This window comes from Pseudomonas sp. 58 R 12, from assembly GCF_900005865.1.
Classification (GTDB): domain Bacteria; phylum Pseudomonadota; class Gammaproteobacteria; order Pseudomonadales; family Pseudomonadaceae; genus Aquipseudomonas; species Aquipseudomonas tritici.
Map to the genome: position 1 here is coordinate 112,558 of NZ_CVTP01000019.1, position 19,609 is coordinate 132,166.

17 protein-coding genes are annotated in these 19,609 nt (G+C 46.6%); 3 read left to right on the forward strand and 14 right to left on the reverse strand.

The window, feature by feature from the left end; all coding sequences use genetic code 11:
* The first annotated feature begins 39 nt into the window (after positions 1-39).
* From gmd to BFP95_RS16185, 3 genes are read left to right on the forward strand one after another with little or no spacing between them, the layout of a single operon-like run.
* On the forward strand, positions 40-1,125 hold the full coding sequence (gmd, locus tag BFP95_RS16175; protein ID WP_065910411.1) for a GDP-mannose 4,6-dehydratase: 1,086 nt from the start codon (positions 40-42) through the stop codon (positions 1,123-1,125).
* 21 nt (positions 1,126-1,146) lie between these two features.
* Entirely contained in the window at positions 1,147-2,076 is a 930-nt protein-coding gene (locus tag BFP95_RS16180; protein ID WP_083207094.1) for an NAD-dependent epimerase/dehydratase family protein, read from the forward strand.
* Positions 2,073-3,245: a DegT/DnrJ/EryC1/StrS family aminotransferase gene (locus BFP95_RS16185; protein WP_065910412.1), complete on the forward strand. Its 1,173-nt coding sequence runs from the start codon at positions 2,073-2,075 to the stop codon at positions 3,243-3,245. Before BFP95_RS16180 ends, BFP95_RS16185 begins: the two co-directional genes overlap by 4 nt.
* A gap of 182 nt (positions 3,246-3,427) precedes the next feature.
* On the opposite strand, the gene BFP95_RS16190 is transcribed toward BFP95_RS16185, so the two are convergent.
* The 14 genes from BFP95_RS16190 to BFP95_RS16250 all read right to left on the reverse strand — a co-directional run bounded on the left by BFP95_RS16190 (position 3,428) and on the right by BFP95_RS16250 (position 18,998).
* Complete coding sequence (locus tag BFP95_RS16190; RefSeq protein ID WP_065910413.1) at positions 3,428-5,422, reverse strand: polysaccharide biosynthesis protein; 1,995 nt, start codon at positions 5,420-5,422, stop codon at positions 3,428-3,430.
* 100 nt (positions 5,423-5,522) lie between these two features.
* A complete protein-coding gene (locus BFP95_RS16195; protein WP_065910414.1) occupies positions 5,523-6,542 on the reverse strand; it encodes an MraY family glycosyltransferase in 1,020 nt (339 codons plus the stop codon).
* A 41-nt stretch (positions 6,543-6,583) separates the two neighbouring features.
* Positions 6,584-7,540, reverse strand: coding sequence for an NAD-dependent epimerase/dehydratase family protein (locus BFP95_RS16200; protein WP_065910415.1), 957 nt, complete (start codon positions 7,538-7,540; stop codon positions 6,584-6,586).
* A 1-nt stretch (position 7,541) separates the two neighbouring features.
* Complete coding sequence (locus BFP95_RS16205; protein ID WP_065910416.1) at positions 7,542-8,642, reverse strand: glycosyltransferase family 4 protein; 1,101 nt, start codon at positions 8,640-8,642, stop codon at positions 7,542-7,544.
* A complete protein-coding gene (gene galE, locus BFP95_RS16210) occupies positions 8,639-9,670 on the reverse strand; it encodes a UDP-glucose 4-epimerase GalE (RefSeq protein WP_083224226.1) in 1,032 nt (343 codons plus the stop codon). Before galE ends, BFP95_RS16205 begins: the two co-directional genes overlap by 4 nt.
* A 21-nt stretch (positions 9,671-9,691) precedes the next feature.
* Complete coding sequence (locus BFP95_RS16215) at positions 9,692-10,498, reverse strand: glycosyltransferase (protein ID WP_175405980.1); 807 nt, start codon at positions 10,496-10,498, stop codon at positions 9,692-9,694.
* The gene (locus BFP95_RS16220; protein WP_065910419.1) at positions 10,464-11,873 is read right to left on the reverse strand and encodes a mannose-1-phosphate guanylyltransferase/mannose-6-phosphate isomerase; all 1,410 of its coding nucleotides are present in this window, start codon (positions 11,871-11,873) and stop codon (positions 10,464-10,466) included. The genes BFP95_RS16215 and BFP95_RS16220 overlap by 35 nt, the downstream gene beginning before the upstream one ends.
* 426 nt (positions 11,874-12,299) lie before the next feature.
* The gene (locus BFP95_RS16225; protein ID WP_065910420.1) at positions 12,300-13,163 is read right to left on the reverse strand and encodes an alpha-1,2-fucosyltransferase; all 864 of its coding nucleotides are present in this window, start codon (positions 13,161-13,163) and stop codon (positions 12,300-12,302) included.
* Complete coding sequence (locus tag BFP95_RS16230; RefSeq protein ID WP_065910421.1) at positions 13,160-14,497, reverse strand: hypothetical protein; 1,338 nt, start codon at positions 14,495-14,497, stop codon at positions 13,160-13,162. Before BFP95_RS16230 ends, BFP95_RS16225 begins: the two co-directional genes overlap by 4 nt.
* A complete protein-coding gene (locus tag BFP95_RS16235) occupies positions 14,494-15,690 on the reverse strand; it encodes a hypothetical protein (RefSeq protein WP_065910422.1) in 1,197 nt (398 codons plus the stop codon). Before BFP95_RS16235 ends, BFP95_RS16230 begins: the two co-directional genes overlap by 4 nt.
* Positions 15,691-15,744: 54 nt before the next feature.
* Positions 15,745-17,013 (reverse strand): O-antigen translocase, encoded by a 1,269-nt coding sequence (locus tag BFP95_RS16240; RefSeq protein ID WP_065910423.1) that lies wholly within the window; start codon positions 17,011-17,013, stop codon positions 15,745-15,747.
* Positions 17,013-18,140, reverse strand: coding sequence for a DegT/DnrJ/EryC1/StrS family aminotransferase (locus BFP95_RS16245; protein ID WP_065910424.1), 1,128 nt, complete (start codon positions 18,138-18,140; stop codon positions 17,013-17,015). The genes BFP95_RS16240 and BFP95_RS16245 overlap by 1 nt, the downstream gene beginning before the upstream one ends.
* Positions 18,137-18,601 (reverse strand): acyltransferase, encoded by a 465-nt coding sequence (locus BFP95_RS29035; RefSeq protein ID WP_083207096.1) that lies wholly within the window; start codon positions 18,599-18,601, stop codon positions 18,137-18,139. The genes BFP95_RS16245 and BFP95_RS29035 overlap by 4 nt, the downstream gene beginning before the upstream one ends.
* A complete protein-coding gene (locus BFP95_RS16250) occupies positions 18,594-18,998 on the reverse strand; it encodes a sugar 3,4-ketoisomerase (protein WP_065910425.1) in 405 nt (134 codons plus the stop codon). The genes BFP95_RS29035 and BFP95_RS16250 overlap by 8 nt, the downstream gene beginning before the upstream one ends.
* Positions 18,999-19,609 lie beyond the last annotated feature (611 nt).

A 19,609-nucleotide genomic window follows, 5' to 3' on the forward strand; every position in this document is an offset into this window, starting at 1 on the left:
GCAACACTCAAAGTTTCAAAAACAATTATGGAAGAAGAAATGATTAAGAAAGCACTCATTACCGGTGTAACAGGACAAGATGGCGCTTATCTTGCTGAACTCTTACTGAACAAAGGTTACGAAGTTCACGGTGTAAAACGACGCAGCTCATTATTCAACACAGCTCGTATCGACCATCTTTTCCATGACGTTCACGATAAAGGATTGCCCTTTTTCCTTCATCACGGAGATATGACGGACTCATCAAGCCTGACCCATATCATTCAAAAAGTTCAACCGGATGAAATCTACAACCTTGCAGCGCAAAGTCATGTGGCCGTTTCATTTGAAGAGCCGGAATATACCGCAAACTCAGACGCACTCGGCTCCCTACGTATCCTGGAAGCAATCCGAATTCTAGGTCTTGAGAAAAAAACTCGGTTTTACCAAGCATCAACCTCAGAACTTTATGGGCTGGTGCAAGAAACCCCACAGAAAGAAACTACGCCTTTTTACCCACGCAGCCCTTATGCAGTTGCGAAATTATATGCATATTGGATTACCGTTAACTATCGCGAAGCTTATGGCATCTACGCTTGCAATGGTATCTTGTTCAATCATGAAAGCCCAATTCGCGGTGAGACTTTTGTGACACGTAAAATCACCCGCGCTCTTTCTCGTATCAAACTTGGCCTGCAAGAGTGCCTCTATCTAGGCAACATGGACTCACTTCGAGACTGGGGCCATGCAAAAGACTACGTCGAAATGCAGTGGTTGATGCTTCAACAGGAAAAACCTGAAGACTTCGTCATTGCAACGGGAGTCCAATATAGCGTACGTGATTTTGTAAACGCTGCGGCTAAAGAGTTGGGTATGCCCATCACCTGGAAAGGTGAAGGCGAAGATGAAAAAGGGTATGACGATGCTGGTAAATGTATCGTTGCGGTCGATCCACGATACTTCCGCCCTACCGAAGTCGAAACGCTGTTGGGTGATGCTTCCAAAGCGAAGGCGAAACTTGGCTGGAGCCCAAAGATCACGTTCGCTGAACTCGTTAGTGAAATGGTGCGTGAGGACCTAAAAAGTGCCGAAAGAGATGAACTCATCAAACAGCACGGGTATCCCACATTCAGCTATAACGAATAACTGTATTTGGCAATCTATTAGATGAAAAAAATACGAATTTTGTTGACCGGCGGCAGTGGCATGGTGGGGCGTAATCTCCTCGAACACTCCCGCATTGACGACTTTGAAGTGCTCGCCCCGCCAAGTACTGAGCTGAACCTGCTCGATTTCAAAGCAGTCCAGAGCTATCTAGAGCGCTCCCAGCCGAACTTGATAATTCATGCAGCGGGTAAAGTGGGTGGCATTCAAGCAAATATCAGAGAGCCCGTAAAGTTTCTGCTGGATAACCTCGATATGGGCCGCAATATCGTCTGGGCAGCTCGCATGGCTGGCGTAAAAAGTCTAATCAACCTGGGCAGTTCTTGCATGTACCCCCGTAATCATTCTGAGCCCCTCAGCGAAGACATGATCCTGAAGGGCGAGCTGGAACCAACCAATGAGGGATATGCATTAGCGAAAGTAACGACAGCACGCTTATGTGAATATATCACGCGAGAGGATACGAGCTTTCATTACAAGACCTTAATCCCATGCAACATCTTCGGTCGATTCGACAAGTTCGAACCTTCACACTCACATCTATTGCCTGCGATCATACATAAGATTCACTTAGCAAAGACAAATAATGATCCCAACGTGGAGATATGGGGCGACGGCAATGCAAGGCGTGAATTCATGTATGGTGGAGACCTCGCCGACTCTATCATACAGGCCGTAGACAAGTTCGATTCGCTGCCCCTGAATATGAACGTAGGCCTGGGACATGATCACTCTATCAACGAGTACTATCACGCCGCAGCCGCAGTGATGGACTACCGAGGCCAATTCATACATGACGTGACCAAGCCCGTTGGAATGGCGCGCAAACTAGTGAATATCGAGCGGCAGTCACTATGGGGTTGGAAACCACGTCATACCCTGCAAGAGGGCATTGAAAAGACCTATCGCTATTATCTGGAGCATCAACAATGAGTACTAGATTCCCTCTGGCCGCTTCTACATGGGAAAAAGAAGAGCTCGACGCGATGCAACGTGTCATTGCCACCGGCATGTTCACGATGGGCGAAAACGTCAAAGCATTTGAACAAGACTTCGCGCAGTTCGTAGGCAGCAAGCACTGCGTAATGGTTAACTCTGGCTCCTCCGCAAACCTCCTGATTGTTGCCGCCCTTTTTTATACTAAAAATGCGGACTTGAAACTCGAGCGCGGCGATGAAATCATCGTTCCCGCCGTATCATGGAGCACTACCTACTACCCGCTTTATCAATACGGCCTGAAAATAAAGTTTGTTGACATCGATCTTCACACTTTGAATTACGATCTGGAACAGCTGGAACTAGCAGTCACTGATAAGACCCGGGCCATTATGGCCGTAAACCTTCTCGGCAATCCGAACGATTTCGGGCGCATTCAAGAGATTATCGGGGACCGCAAGATTGTTCTGATCGAAGATAACTGCGAGTCGATGGGAGCAACTTACAACGGCAAACAAGCTGGTACCTTCGGCGTCATGGGTAGTTTCAGCTCCTTTTTCAGTCATCACATTTCGACGATGGAAGGTGGCCTGATAGTCACCGACGACGAAGAGCTCTATCAAATCTTGCTCTCTCTGCGCGCTCATGGCTGGACCCGAAACCTGCCCAAGCAAAACTTGGTCTGCAGCGAAAAAAGTGACGACCCATTCGAAGAGTCGTTCCGCTTCGTTTTACCTGGCTACAATGTTCGACCCCTGGAACTCGAAGGCGCGTTGGGTGTAGAACAAGTCAAGCGTCTTCCAAAACTCATTCAGGAACGGCGTAAAAACGGTGCTCTGCTACAAGCAGACATGGCAGATCACCCGGACATCATCATTCAACAAGAGATTGGCAAGTCCAGTTGGTTTGGTTTCAGTCTAGTGATACGACCTGAAAGCAAGCTGACGCGCAGGGCGCTCGTTGAAAAGCTGAACAGCCTCGGATTTGAATGTCGCCCGATTGTGGCCGGTAACTTCGCCAAAAACGAAGTTGTAAAATATTTTGACTCCGAGGTTCATGGGGAACTGAAGAATGCCGAACATATCGACAAATTCGGCCTGTTCATTGGCAATCATCACTACTCAATCTCAGAGGCGTTCTCACTGCTTAATAGCATCCGAGCCTGAGTTAGCTTTTAACACACAAGCATGGTAGGACGGAGCAGGAACTCACAGCGATAACAATATTAACTATCGCTTGTAGACTTCCCTGCTCCAACCATCTGTAAACTTGTATAAAGCGCCGACCGGATTCATCTGTCAACGAAGATACTGCAACACAATTCCACTAAGGCGTAAGCTGCCTAGGTTCAAGGCTCAAAACGGCGCTGCTGATAAATCCAATCAACAATCTCACCATCAGGCTTATACCCGCTTACTGTTTCACGTAACAGTTGACGAACGCGGGCATAGTCATCTTTGTCCACTGCAATGAGCAACTCAGACAGTTTCTCTTTTAGCAACTCCCAAGACAGATAGTCCTCGTTGGCTCTCATAATCATGGGGTGCTGTGTTGCAATGACATTATCACCTATGAGCAACTCTTCGTAGAGTTTTTCACCCGGGCGCAAACCAGTGAACTCAATGGAAATATCTCCATGAGGTTTCTTCTCGGAGCGAACGCTAAAGCCTGAAAGATGAATCATCTTTTCGGCCAGTTCGACAATTTTTACTGGCGCTCCCATATCCAAAACAAAAACATCGCCGCCTTGTCCCAAGGAGCCTGCCTGGATCACCAACTGCGCGGCCTCGGGAATAGTCATGAAGTAACGCGTGATTTTCGGGTGGGTGACAGTGAGCGGGCCTCCCGACTTAATTTGCTTGTAAAACAACGGTATAACAGAGCCAGAAGATCCCAGAACGTTGCCAAAGCGCACCATCGTAAAACGCGTTTTGTTAACTCGCGAAATATTAGACTTTTCACCGAACAATACAGGAGCCACCTCCTGGCTGAGAGCTTGCAAGGTCAACTCAGCCAAACGTTTTGTGCTTCCCATAACGTTGGTAGGGCGAACCGCTTTGTCAGTAGAGATAAGCACAAAGTTAGCGACCCCGACCTGCAAAGCCGCCTGAGCAGTGTTGAGCGTTCCGATCACATTATTTAACACCCCTTCCGCGATATTGTGCTCAACCATTGGTACATGCTTGTATGCAGCGGCATGATAGATTGTGTCAACGCGCCAGGTCCTCATGACATCTATTAACTTTTTCTCATCACGCACCGAGCCTAAAATCGGGAGCAATTTAACAGGCAACGATTCCCTCGCAATTCGCAACTCTAACTCGGACAAAATACTGTACAGATTGAATTCACTATGCTCGAACAATAACAAGGTAGTTGGGCGTAAACTCAGTATTTGCCGACAGAGCTCGGAGCCGATTGACCCGCCTGCACCCGTGACCAATACGCAATGCCCCTTGATGCAGCGCTCCAACAAGTCCTCTTGCGCCGGCACTGCATCCCGTCCCAGTAGATCCGCGATGTCAACTTCCTGAATGTCATCAACTTTTACACGCCCACTGGCGAGATCCATAACCCCGGGAACACTGCGAACATGCAGAGGGAAACCTTCTAGAAACCCTAAAATTTCACGTCGACGACCGCGATTGGAAGAAGGAATTGCGAGTAAAATTTCTTGAGCACCTGTAGCCTCAATCATGCGCTGAATATGTTTAGGCTTATATACCTGCAACCCAGAAATTACGCGGTCGGAAATACTGGTGTCGTCGTCAATGAAAGCAACCGGGCGCATGACACGGCCCATCCGTAATGCAGCCACCAATTGGTTGCCAGCAGCGCCCGCACCATAGATCGCAACCCTGGCCAAACCATCCTCGCGACTAGTAAAGGGCATATGTTGCGCCGCCGAGAACCAATCACCGAGAAAGTACTGGCGCATTGCCAGTCGTAGTCCGCCGACCAATATCAAACTAAGCCACCAGTAGTTAAAAACGATAGATCTAGGAACTACGTTCTGGTGATTGCTATACCAATAGACAACTACGCCAAGAATGAGAGACGATAAACTGACAGCTTTGATAATGGCGATAAGTGCATCGTTACCAAAATAGCGCATAACGGCACGGTACATTCCAAATCGCACGAAAAGCGGGATGGCTACGATAGGTGCGCTCAAAAACAACCAAAAGTGCGTAGTAAACGGATTAACCAGCTCATCCAGCCCCAACCGCACCAAAAAAGCCATCCACAGCGCGATCCAAACCAGCAAAATGTCAGCAGCGACTTGTAGGATTCGCTTTTGCCTACGCGGGAGGCTCAGCAAAAATGCTCTGATTTTATCCATAATTTCCAGCACCTTACGCAGCTATTGTTCTAGCACAACAGGCCATTGATTCCCTATTAACCGGGATACAGACCGTCATTCGAGAATTGATACATCTTGATTAAGAGGTGTAACTATCTGTCCCAGCCCGATACTTATAAGCTAAGACTATCAATGGTAGATAAGCAATAGCGACCCCCAGCAGACCGTTCAGCCTATACACAGATATACAGATCGCTATTGGCAACAGCCAAAATACATTGATGGCAGCAACAACTCCGGTCACCGCTAAATGATTGCCGGCCTTACGTGCCGCATGCTGGTAAGCATGACTTCGATGAGCCTCATACACGCGACGCCCCTGCAGCAAGCGAGAAAATAGCGTATAGGTTGCATCAACTATAAACACCCCTAAAAGAACCAACCATACCCAGAAGAAAAACGGTGCCTTCCAAGCAGCGTAAAGTGACAGAACGCCTAGCATCACTCCCAGAAAACCGCTACCTGCATCCCCCATAAAAATACGCGCTGGAGGGAAATTCCAGATGAGAAAGCCACTGACGGCCAGTGCCAGGAGTAACGGTGGTCCAATCAGAGCTGTAAAGCCAGTTAACCAGTAAACAATGCAGACTCCAACACACGCGCTTATAGCCTCTACGCTTGCAAGTCCATCTATACCATCCATAAAATTATATAGGTTCAACAACCACACAAGGTAGAAGGCAGACAAAATTACGCCGAACCATTGCAGATCAATCGCTGCCCCCCAGAACTCAAGCGGGGGAAGACCGCCCAGCCAATACAACGCCCACCCTGCACACAAGAAATGACCAAGCAGTCGCCAGCGAGCCGCAATATGACCGTGATCATCAAGAAAGCCAAGAGCTGCAACGCCCATACCTGCTCCGAGGATGCACCAAATTACGGGCCATTCCAAATACCCTGTCATACCGAAGATAGGCACGAACAGTAAAAAAGTCAGCACTATTGCGACTCCACCCCCTCTTGGCGTGGGAACTGTATGCGAACTGCGCGAATTAGGAACGTCGATCAGACTTCGACTAATGGCGTACCGGCGAATACCGCCAGTCAACACTGCGGACAAAAACACTGCGAGAGGGAATAAAAACCACACACTCATAAAAAAGGCACGTCCTTGGAGCTACGAAAAGTTAATTTGCATCATGATTTTATCGCCAGGAACTCGCGACCACATTTTTGTAGCGCAAGCTTGGGGCTTAATGGTGGGACCCATTCGAGCACAGAGTTGGCTTTACTTGAATCAATAACCAGAGATTCGCATAACTGAGTATACATACCCTGCCTGCCAATCAGGCTGGCCCCCCACCGCATCAACACTGGTGGGCATGGAAGCAAACGGGCTTTCATGTCCATACCCACGGCCAGGTGTTTAATGATCTCCGGAGTTGACATTGCAACACCGTCAGAAATCAGAAATAACTGGTTCGCAGCGGCTGGCTGAGTGATACAACAAAGCAAAAAATGCACCAGATTTTCTAGGGATATCATGCTTCTTGAGTTTTCCACCGCCGCAAGAGGTAAAGGCAAGCCCGATGATACCAATTTAAGCAGTCGCCCAAAGTTTCCCGGAGCCTGGGCGCCATAGACGAGCGGGGGCCTAACAATTACCCACTCCATCGCAGAGCCTTGAGCAATCTGGCGTAATGCCTGCTCAGCCTCAAGCTTGGAAACGGCATAGTCTGCATGAGGCGCGGGAGTTGAATCCTCCCTGAATGCTTTACCTAGGGTTTGAGCACCATTGACCCCAATCGAACTGATAAGGACAAATCGTTTCACTCCAGCCTCACGTGCTTGCTCGGCGAGCCTCCTGGTTCCCTCTAGATTTACGGCTCTGAACTTTGCAAGTGCGCCCGCATGTGCCTCGCCTACGACATGCGCCCTACCGGCCAGATGGACGACTACGTCTACATCTTTAAGCGCGCTTCCCCGATTAGCAGCCTCGCTTATGTCGCCAATGACTACAACATCAACGTGTGGCTCTCCGTAACTCTGGGCGTTGCGTAGTGCGGCGACTACATCAATGCAGTCAAAATCTACGCATGCTCGAATTAACCCGCGCCCAACAAATCCGGTGGCTCCCGTTACCAGAACACGCATATCACACCTTGATGACGTTTGAATAAACGTTGATTGTTCGCTGAAGCATCAACTCAAAAGTGAAATCACTAAAAAATCTTGATTTACCCGTGGCGCCCATCTTCGAACGCAAATCGTGCGAGCTGATCAAGGTGCTCAATGCGGAAACTAGGCCGTCATGATCATGCTTGTCCACCAATATTCCGGTCTCCTGCTGTGTCACCGCCTCTGGAACGCCGCCCACGCGCGACGCGATTACCGGCAGGCCAGAACGCATCGCTTCCAGTACCGTTAATGGCAATCCTTCCCAGTTCGAGATAAGGCAAAAGACGTCGGATTTAGACAACCGCTCGGAGACATCAGAACACGCCCCCGAGAATGAGATCTTATCTTCCAGATTCAATTCGGAAACAAGACGTTTAGCCTGCGGCATAGTAGGGCCGTCCCCCACAAACTCCATAGTCCAATTACGGCAAACCAGTGACGCTAATGCGCGGATTAAAAACAGATGATCTTTGGGTGCATCAAATCTCGCGACCATTATGAGCCGTATTACATCGGATGTTCCCGTGACAGGGGCTGTCTCTCTAACCGAAGGTATGCCGTTATGAATCGTGACAATCAAATCTGCATCACCTACACCTGACCTCAGCGCCAAAGAACGATCATAATCAGAGACAGTTATAATCTTGCTGGTCAGGTTCGCAACCGCACGCTCTATCCAACGATACAACATGCGTCGAGACGTTGATACGCCTTCGGTAAAAGCCCAACCATGTGCTGTAAAAACACACGGGATAGAAAGTTTTTTCGCAACCAAACGCCCTACTATTCCGGCCTTTGAAGAATGAGCATGAACAATATCCGGTTTCCATGCCAACACAATTCGCCGAAGCTCGAAATAAAAGCGAAAGTCGCTGATCACATTCAACGGTCGGACCAGATGCGCCGCACAAATACATGTAAGCCCTCGCTCTCTGGCCCGGTCGACAAAAATACCGTGGCCGCCTACGACAACGACGACTTCATGCCCCGCGTCTTGAAGGCCGGTGGCAAGATCGAGAAGGTGAACGCTTGCCCCTCCGATAACATCAGAACGGGTAATAACATACAAAATTCTCAATTCTCTTCCTCCCGATCATAACCGCGAGGATTCAGAGTCTGCCAACGCCAGGAATCCCCAACCATTGCATACAAGTCCAATGACGCCGTCCATCCTAGATCTTCCTCTGCTTTGGACGGATTAGACCAGCACTCAGCCAAATCACCAGGACGACGTTTGAGGTATTGGAAGGGTATATCCATTTGGCTAATCGTGGAGAATGCCGTTATTACCTCCAAGACCGAATAGCCTCTCCCTGTTCCCAAATTCCACAAAAAACAACCATTATGTATGTCAAGATAATCCAAAGCAGACAAATGCCCCTTAGCCAGGTCCACGACATGGATGTAGTCCCTGATACCAGTACCATCGGGAGTCGGGTAGTCGTTACCGAAAACAGACACAGAGGGACGGAGACCAACAGCAACTTGGCTAATGTAAGGAAACAAATTATTAGGAGTGCCTTTGGGATGTTCCCCTATCAATCCGCTTGCATGAGCACCTACAGGATTGAAATAACGCAGAATTGCGATAGACCATCGAGAATCAGAATTAGCCAAATCAAGCAACATCTGCTCGACCATTAACTTAGAGCGCCCATAAGGATTGGTCGGGGCGGCGCTGCACGAGTCCTCCCGAAGCGGCATTTCACTGGACTCGCCATACACAGTCGCAGACGAACTGAATACCAACCTATAAACATTCATACTGGCCATGGTGCGGCAGAGCACAATCGAACCAAGTACGTTGTTATTATAATATTTTAAAGGGTCCTCAACACTTTCGCCAACCGCCTTAACGCCAGCAAAATGAATTACAAAGTCAATCGAATAGGCACTAAATATTCTAGCAAGCAACTCACCATCGCAGATACTCCCCTCAAAGAATATAGGGCTGACACCTGTAATATCTTTGATTCTAACCAGTACTTCACTGGAACTATTACTGAGGTCGTCAAGGACCACTACTTGATATCCACTCTGAAGACATTCTACAATTGCATGAGATCCAATGTATCCGGTCCCCCCAGTAACTAAAACTGTTTTCACGAAACCACCTCACACCGAAAACTATTTTTTCGACTTTAAAAAAACTTTAAATACAGACACAATGAGGCTGATTAGCCTTTTAAAGCCAGGCTCAATGAGCAGCTCTCTCAAAAAATAAGATGCAACTTCTGCGTAGGCCTGACGACTGCCCTTCGATTGAAAGTCAGAAACTCTATAGTCAATCATTGGGAATGATGTGAACACACACTTTACATCTCTACGCTTAGCCAATCGCATCCAAAGATCATAATCCTCACTCTGAAAACCACCCAAGTACCCTCTCGCTGAAAGAATCAGATCTCTTCTGATTGCCGTTGCCGGATGTATAAAAGGGTTCGCATATGCGAGTCTAGAACGCCAGTCGTGCTGTACCAGCACTCGGGATCCAACGACTTTACCGTCAACATCAATTATTCGGCAGGAGCCAGCAACAATATCCGTTTCTGGGTCTTTTATAATAATTTTGTGAGATTCCTCAAGCCTATCAATATGACAGACATCATCGCTGTCAAATCTGACTATAAACTTACCCCTCGCACTATTGACGCCCACGTTCAAATTAAACGACAACTGACCTATTTCTGTACGAAGCAATACAATTCGCGAATCCTGTATCGCGGCTACAGATTCATATAATTCGTCTGTACAACGATTCAGAACAATCACGAATTCGAAAAAACTGAAACTCTGCTCCAAGACACTTTGAATCGCCTGATGAATATAACCCTCATCGCGATTACAACACATTACAACACTAAAAAACGGTTCCTGTTTTTCATCGAAACCTCCCACTTCAGCACCGCCCGTAGTTATCTGAAAATCGGACAATATCATCCTCTCCTAGATAAGAACCCGACTGCACTTCGATAAGTTCCAGAGGTATGACACCTGGATTTTCCAGCGCATGGACACCGCCTATTGGGATATAGGTCGACTGATTTTCAGTCACAAGATAGGTCTTTTCCCCATTTGTGACCTTGGCCGTACCACTGACGACAATCCAATGTTCAGCGCGGTGGTGATGCATTTGGACTGAAAGCTTGTGCCCTGGCTTAACAGTTATTCTTTTCACCTGATAACGAAGACCACTATCAATAGCATCATAGATCCCCCAAGGCCTGTAGACTTCACGGTGAAATACGTGCTCCTTTCTACCGTCCGCCTTCAACTTTTCGACAATCTTTTTTACATCTTGAACATGATCTTTATGAGCTACAAGTACTGCGTCTTTGGTTTCGACAACGATAAGATCGTTAATACCGACCGTAGAAACCAAACGGCTCTCTGAATGAATATAACTGTTCGAAGTTCCGATTGAAATCACGTCTCCCGTCAGCACGTTGCCCTCTTCGGAACGAGTACCGGCTTCCCATAATGCCGCCCATGAACCGATGTCACTCCAATTCGCGTCAAGCGGAATCATGACAGCGTGCTGAGTCTTCTCCATCACTGCGTAGTCAATTGAGTTATCAGGGCATTGCAAGAATGCTTCGCGGTCGATTCGTGTGAAGTGCATGTCCCGCTGTCCTTTTGCCAGTGCCTCACGACACCAGAAAAGAATATCGGGTTCGAAGGTCTGCAACTCCTCCAAATAACGGCTGGCCCTGAACATGAACATGCCGCTGTTCCAATAATAACCGACGTTAGAAATGTAAACCTGAGCAGTTTCTGCATCAGGTTTCTCAACAAAACTAGCAACCTCAAACCCTCCATCCCCAACTGAGGGCCCCCGCAGCAAATAGCCGTAGCCGGTTTCAGGCCTCGTGGGCGTGATACCGAAGGAAACGAGCTTACCCGCTTCAGCAAATACTACCGCAGTGCGTATCCCATCATGAAAAGCTTCAATATTCTGGATAAGATGATCAGCAGCCAGCACAAGCATTAGAGGATCAGAGCCTTCAGCCGTCGCCTGAAGCGCCGCCAAGGCAATCGCGGGAGCGGTGTTGCGGCCCACGGGCTCAAGCAGGATATTAATTTCCTCAAGACCAAGCAGACGTAATTGCTCCGCCGCCAAAAAACGATGCTCCTCATTGCAAATCAATTGTGGCGAGGCATGGGTCAAGCCATCCAAACGATTGATTGTGGCTTGCAGCATCGAAAACTGGCTATCTACCAATGGAAGAAACTGTTTTGGATGAAGCTCGCGAGACAACGGCCACAAGCGAGTGCCCGAACCACCCGCCATGATAATTGGAACAAACATAATATCGTCCTTTGATTACCTTCGAAGAGGCCTATGACGCCTATTCGAAACCGAACAGCGTGGTGAGATGCGAATTTACAGGATGCATGCCAAATGTCACTGTTCAGCAAAAATCTCTAAAGCTTTTTAAGTGAATGGGGAGGCAATGCGAGTCACCTATTATGCGAGTATGGTGGCGGTTTTCAAGCAGCAGTTCTGGCCCTGCGTTTTCTCAGCCAGACAATGCTCAGCTGCCTTGCCTAAGCTGGCCATCGTGAATGCGTCAACACTGATTTCAGCAGCATTAAAAAATGCAATCGCGATAACTCAATCGCCAGCATTCAACCGCGCAGTGCCGCAAAGCCGTACACAAAGACAATGGCAACCTGGCCACACAAAACATCTCCCACCCCTCTCAAAAACCTCATGAATCAAACTAAACTGACATTACTCACCTAAAATATAATTCCAGCCAATTAGCTTATTACTTGCTTCAGTTTGAAATGACAGATTCAAGTCCGGCATATAAACCAGCGGATCACTGTTAAAACTTAAAAAAGCAGCCCACCAAGCAAAAGTACTCGCACCGATAATGTAATCCTTACAACAAATCAAGCTTAAAAAATCGGCGATTGCAGGTTTCACTTCAGTCCCAAGCAATCCACAAATCTTAAAATCCTGTCCTTTGAATACCTTCTCGCACCACTCTTTATCATCTGTGAATATTACAAAGCGGCGCCCTTCGAAACGCTCAATAGCTCTGAAATAAAACTCTTCGCCCATCACTGCATGGCGAGGATCCGTAGATAATAAGAAGTCACCTCGACGAACGTGAACACCAATACTGTCAGAGTATAGCTCTCTACCCTTAACGAGCAACGCCGCATGTTTATCAAGTATCAGCGAGAGAAGTTTTTCACGAAAAAACAAAGCGCTTTGAACGTACTGAAAATAACCAAAATGAAACTTTGAACTTACAGCATTACGTGAATGATCAAAATCCGTATCTGCATCATAATCATAGAGAAGATACCCGCCCAACTTACGTACTCGTAACTTTCTGGCGACTAACCGGGCCGCTTTAGCAACAATGCTTTTTTCAAAAAAAATACAGCTTTCGGACGTTTCGTCATGATCAAACTCAATCAAATCTGATAAACGAATTCCACCATGAATACCTTTACCGAGCAGCATTTTGCTATCGTATGAAACGCTGCCCCCTGAAACAGACTTAACATACTGACCCCACGCAAATTGAAATAGCTGATTACCCAACCCACCTTGAAGCATTACGTTAATATGCAGGCTCACCTAGATACTCCGCGATATTTATTTACGTTCGCCAAGACAACCCCAATGATCACTAGCGCTATAGAAACCTGTAAAAACTTTAGTAAAAACTCATGCATGTTAGAGCGAGAAAAATACACAAGATTTGGCAAAACTGACAATACCAAAAAGATAACCCCTCCATGATTTCCAGGAGCAGTACGATTTTCTTTATATATTGCGGCCACCCAGTCCAATGTGCGCACCAAACACCCAAAAAGTAGACACCACAATAGATAGAACAACCATCCTTGATAGTAAGCCTCAGCAAAGAAACTTGTAGAAAAACCGCCACTGACAAAGTTTATACTACGGGCCTGATCAACGCATATGCCAAACGACTGGTCCGTAGATTCCAAACAGTGAGTCACTGCACTATCAAAATTTACTGCCCCATATAAAACCTCGAACGATGCGCCCTGCCCGTGCAGTGTTTGAGATATCTTAGCCATTACACCACTGGCGACCTCAAACCCTAACCTATACTCAAGCAACATATTGGCAAAAATCAGTGAACCTATTCCCAACGCCATTAAGAAAAAATAGTTTATCCGTCGTTCCAACCCATAAACAAATACGAATAAAAACAAATATGCAAAAAAATACCCTCGAAGACCGATCATTAAAAAGCCTAGAGCGAAAAATACCCAGACAAATGAAATAATCAATAATCGATTAGAGTCCCTTCCAAAAACTCCCCACAACAACAGAAGGTTTTTTGCGATAAAAAAAGTAAAAATATGCGCATGAAATTCAGGATTTTCCAGTGCAGCAAAATAATCCCCAACCATATATTTTTGAGCCAGGATGAAAGACTTAGCTAAAAAGTACGTCCCACTGCATAAGGCAAAAAATATAACTACACCATTGACTAGTCGAGGCATAGCTAGAACTGGAATTTTTACCAGCCCCCTTGCCAATTTCAAGCTTACCCCCTGAGTCACGAGGTACCCAAAAGCAATGAATATAAACCCCAGCGCCAGTATAACAATTGATTTACTTACAGAACTTTCACCTAAAACTATCCCAGCTTCTACGACATCCTTATCAAAAAACAACGTCAAAAATGGACGAACCCACATGAAGAAAAATATTGAGATTGATACAAGCGAAGGAATACTTAACGCGCCCTTATAATTTCCTTGAAAGCAAAAATGGCCAAGAAGCAGTGTGATAGAGACTAGAAATATGTTGAATAAAAAGCCACCAATATAACTACCTTCCTCGCCCAACGTCAAAGCTACAAATAGAGTCAAAATAAAATTAAACAACAAAAACAAGCCAAATATAAGCTCACTTCTCTTGACCAAAATCATAAAGACCGCCTCAACACTATTTTGATGGCTGTTTTCAACCTATTCAGTACAAATAGTTCGAAAGACTTTACATATATCATGATTGAAGGGATGCTTTTACACGCCACGTCATTCATTTTTCTAAAAACCAATTCAGCCTCAAAAAGCTTCGAGTACTCATGTGCCGCGCGTGATATCTCATCTGCACTTCCGACAAACTGCTCCATTAGCACATCCATGGAGTTAGATTGTTGTACTGGCTTTACACCAGCATAACTTAACTCGCCCAATGAATAGCCTTTAGACTCTGACACCCATCGGTACGGCGGTACCTGTGAATCGCCTCTACGCGCCCTGGGAGGAACTACTATAGTAGGGACTTTATTTTTGGCAGCCTCCAAAGAAGAGGTCCCCATAGCAAACATAAGATCAATATTCTCGCGGACAAATCCACTAAGGTTGTCTTTATCAATGGACGGAATGAGATGATACTCCATACTTGAGTCAGAATTAATAAGCTCCTTCAAAGCATCAATAGCGTCGCCACTACCAACAATATAAAACACAATCCTGTGGTATCGCCTTAGCACCCCCTCCCTCAAAGAGCGCATATCAGTTATAACTCGCTCTAGGGCATAAAACTTAAAATCCATATCAACGCGGCCAACCCAACCAACTCGAAGAACGCCTGCCGGGGCACAGTATTCAAAATTCGCAGCCGGGCTTTTGTCTATTACAATTGGGCAAATTATATCTTGTATATCTTTGTTAATCGCCAAAGCACCAAGATCAGCATAGGCTCCGACTTCATCAGTAAATACTGTAGATTCATATTTTATAAATGTAGCAAGTGATTGCCTCGCCCTTCCTTTTAAAGCCTCAATCACCTTGCCTCTGAGTCCCTTGGTACTATTGTGCTGGGAATATTCTTCGTCAGCTATGGATAAGTACGCGCCGCGAAATGCTGCATACCCCATGCACCATACGCAGATGTGTTTAAACTTTACGGATGTTGCTGCAAAAAGCCAGAGCCGACTTATCTCGGAGGTTGGAAGAAAGACAATATCGTATTCCTTCAGTTTCGCTGTATCGGCAGGTGTGACTACGTCAACGTCGTATTGGTTGAACTTCAACCAATTACTGAGGCGTGCGAGGAGGAAATCCGTCCCTCCGAAGCGCCCCTGAGTTAAGATCAATACCGTACCCTTCACCACGATTCACTACTCCGGCTTTACTCAAAAAGCTCTCAACTATACTAACAACTGACTTTAATTTTCTGTAAAGGCTTGCTGACCAACCAGTTTACGCCACACAAAAAAAGCCATGACCAACCAGTAAAGTAGATAATTCACTGCATGCGCTATTGCAACACCTTGAAATCCGAGCAGGCTAGTAAACACCCAAGTAAAAACAACAAAGCCAACTGCGAAAATAACTTCTGAAAATATAAAAAGTTTTACCATAGCCTTACCTAGCATAAGATAAGCCAATAACCAGCCACCTATCTTCAAGGTATCCCCAAGCATCTGCCAGGCAAACAACTCGCGCATCGGTAAAAAATCTGTTGTAAACAACGTAACAATTATAAAGTCTTTCATAAAATAAATAATTAACGCACTCAAAATAGCTATCGGTAAAATAATCCGATAGCCCTGCAGCACTTCGAGCTTTATTTCACTGGCGCTTTTGAGTTCGGACAACCTCGGAAGGTAATACACGCTCAACGTCGTCGTCACGAGCATTAAATAAGCCGCACTCAAACGCCACATCGCCTCCCAATAGCCGGCAGTCTGTAAGCCGAATGTATTACTAAGGTATTCACGCACGACCATGTGACTGACGGGAACGCACGCAGCCGAAGTGAACGCCATCAGCGCATATTTACTCAGGTTTAATATAACGGGCACATCAATGCCCGAGAAAAAATATGCAAGCTTGAACCACGGTGCCCTGTAGCAAAGCACAAGCGTTACTATAAACGCGATTGACTGATAAACTGCAAGAGCAACTAGAGCGCCATATAACCCAAAATTCATGGCCATAAACGAGGTAATCACTAGGGAAAATAAACTTCCCGCTATGTTAGCAATCACATACCGCTCTATTTCTTTCTTGCCATTCAACACAGCCAAGAGAAGTGTATTAAATGAGAAAAAAACCAGAGAGGCTGCAAAACATATAAATACACCTCCGTACTCTTCGCTGTTTAAAAACCATTTAGCCAACACTTCATTGCACGCGACGATGATAATCGCACTCAATAAAGAGCCCACCAAGGCAACTGTCCCCGCAGTTCCCCACACTCTGCGTTGTGCTAAATGGTCATTCACGTACTCGGCAGTATACTTGGTGACGCCGGTATTAATAGCGCCACTCGCAAAGGTTGTAATCATTTGCATGGCGTTCTGAAACTGCCCCAGCGCCGCATAACCATTAGGCCCGACATAAACAGCGAGGACTTTGTTGAGCCCCAAGAGAGTCAACATCTTTATCGTGACAGCAATACTGTTCAACAGCCCCGTTTTTATCAGTGTCATCAGCAGGTGCCGACACTAAAGCTATTACAGGCTAACACAACCTTCTGCGCCTCTTCCGAAGTCATCGTAGGCCCCAGGGGCAAACTTAGCACTTCATGATGGATGGCTTCGGTAATGGGTAAAGACAATGCTGACAATTCTGCATACGCTTTTTGTTTATGAATCGGAATTGGGTAATGAATCAACGTTTGAACCCCCTTATCTTGCAGGTGCTTTTGAAGTGCCTCGCGATGAGTTGTTCGAATAACGAACAAGTGCCACACGTGCGCCTCAAATTCCATAACTTGGGTACCCGGAGGCACTGGCAAGGTTATTTGGGTGTTCTTTATACCCTGCAAATATGTTTGTACAATTTCACGACGCCGTGTTACTTGCGCGTCCAAGTACTTTATTTTTACAGATAGCACCGCAGCCTGGATTTCATCCAGGCGACTATTTACACCTCGATATAGATTCTGGTACTTCTCATGCGATCCGTAATTTCGAAGAGCACGTAGTACCTGAGCTAGCTCCTCATCATCAGTCGTGATGGCTCCAGCATCACCGAGCGCCCCCAAGTTTTTGCCAGGATAAAAGCTAAAACCTGATGCGTCTCCCCAAGCACCCGCCTTTCTTCCATTATGGCTTGCACCATGCGATTGGGCGGAATCCTCCAGCACCAAGAGCCCATGCTTTTCAGCAATTGAAATCAAAGCAGGCATATCACTAAGCAGCCCGTAAAGGTGCACAGGTAAAAGAACCTTAGTTTTCGAGGTGATCGCTTGCTCAACATTGTTGACATTCAAGTTATACGTCACCGGATCGGGTTCAACCAAAACCGGGACCAGACCATTTTCAGTGATAGCGAGAACACTTGCTATATAAGTGTTAGCGGGAACAATCACTTCGTCCCCATCGCGAAGACGGTCCAGTTCCTTCCAAGCTCGTAACGTCAAACTTAGCGCATCAAGACCATTAGCGACGCCCACACAATGTTTGACCCCACAATACTGCGCGAACGCTTGCTCAAAGCGCTGTAGCTCCTCTCCCCCAATATACCAACCGGAATCAATAACACGGGCGCAAGCGTCCAATAATTCATTACGCACTTCGTGGTTGATCGCTTTCAGATCTAAAAACTTAATCATACTGTCAGATACCGAATTATTTTGGCTGGATTTCCAACGACTACTGAAAAATCAGGAACATCTTTAGTCACGACAGCTCCTGCGCCTACCATCGCGGAGCGACCAACTGTAATTCCTGGGAGAATCGTTGCATTCGCTCCAATACTGGCACCAAACTTAACGGTAATCCCTTCAAACTTTCCTGGATACACTTTCGAACGAGGCATTGAATCATTGGTAAATGTGGCATTCGGCCCTATAAATACGTTATCTTCTATACGAGTACCATCCCACAAATACACACCCGACTTCAAAGTAACATTATCACCAATAATAACGTCACCTTCGACTAGGGTATGGGCGCACAAGTTACAGCCTTTACCAATGATCGCCCCCTCCAGCACAACACAAAATTGCCATATACGTGTTCCCTCGCCAATATCTTGACTTTTTACATCTGCAAGCTCATGTATTTTAGGCATGATTCAAAAGCCCTATGAACTCTGGGTAACTCCGAATATAGTCCTGCTCATCATAATAATCACTGGCCAATACTAGAAGAACACAGTCCGCTGAAAAGTCATGCATTTCATGCCATATCATTTTATCTATGAATATCGCTTTGCTTGAGGTATCCAGAATAACTTCTTCAGTTTTTAGCCCGTTATTCATCACCATACGACACTGGCCAGAGACACAGATAGCAGCCTGTCGAAGCTCTCGGTGCGCATGGAAGCCACGCGATACGCCTGGTCGCGTCCCCATCAGAAAATAAACGCGCTTAATGTCGAATGGGACATTTTTTTGCGCCTCTAGCACGACCAGCTGTCCACGATCGTCACCTAGCACTTGCAGGTCGACCAAATCTACCAAACTCATTTAGTACCCCTCAGAATCACGATCCATGTCAAGTCGCCATCACGAGGCCTAACCGCATAGAAATATTTATTATTAGACCACGAAAGGCTCTATATACCAAAAACCAACGCGATGAATCTCCCGATACGTCGCTCCCTCCTTTCCGTCGAGATCTGCTGAGATCTTCTTTCGTGCCGGCGTCGCCTGAAACGCACGGTGACCGCAGTAGCTCGATAGAAAATTCGCCCGTTCTCTATGGCGCATAGGATCGCCTCACCCACGATTTTCTAGTGTCATGTGTCGTCCGGCACAACAGACCTTGAGAATGAGGGACGATTAGCTCTGCCTCAAGAGCGGCAATCTCCCCAGCAAACGGCCAAAGCAACTAGCGCAACAGAGTCTCAATGAGAAGTACGGCGCGATGGTCGCTTGCGGGATTGCGCGCTAGCAAACAAACTCACAACGCCTGATGGCGACCTACTGGATACGCTTCGCTAACAATCTGAATCACTTGAATGCCCCATCGGGGGGGACGGTTGTGGCAAATCGGCTGTTAGGCTTTGTACTCGGTAACACCTTAGACAACCCGTGGCATTGGTCAGCGAAACCATCGCCAGTGAGTTTTTTGCGAG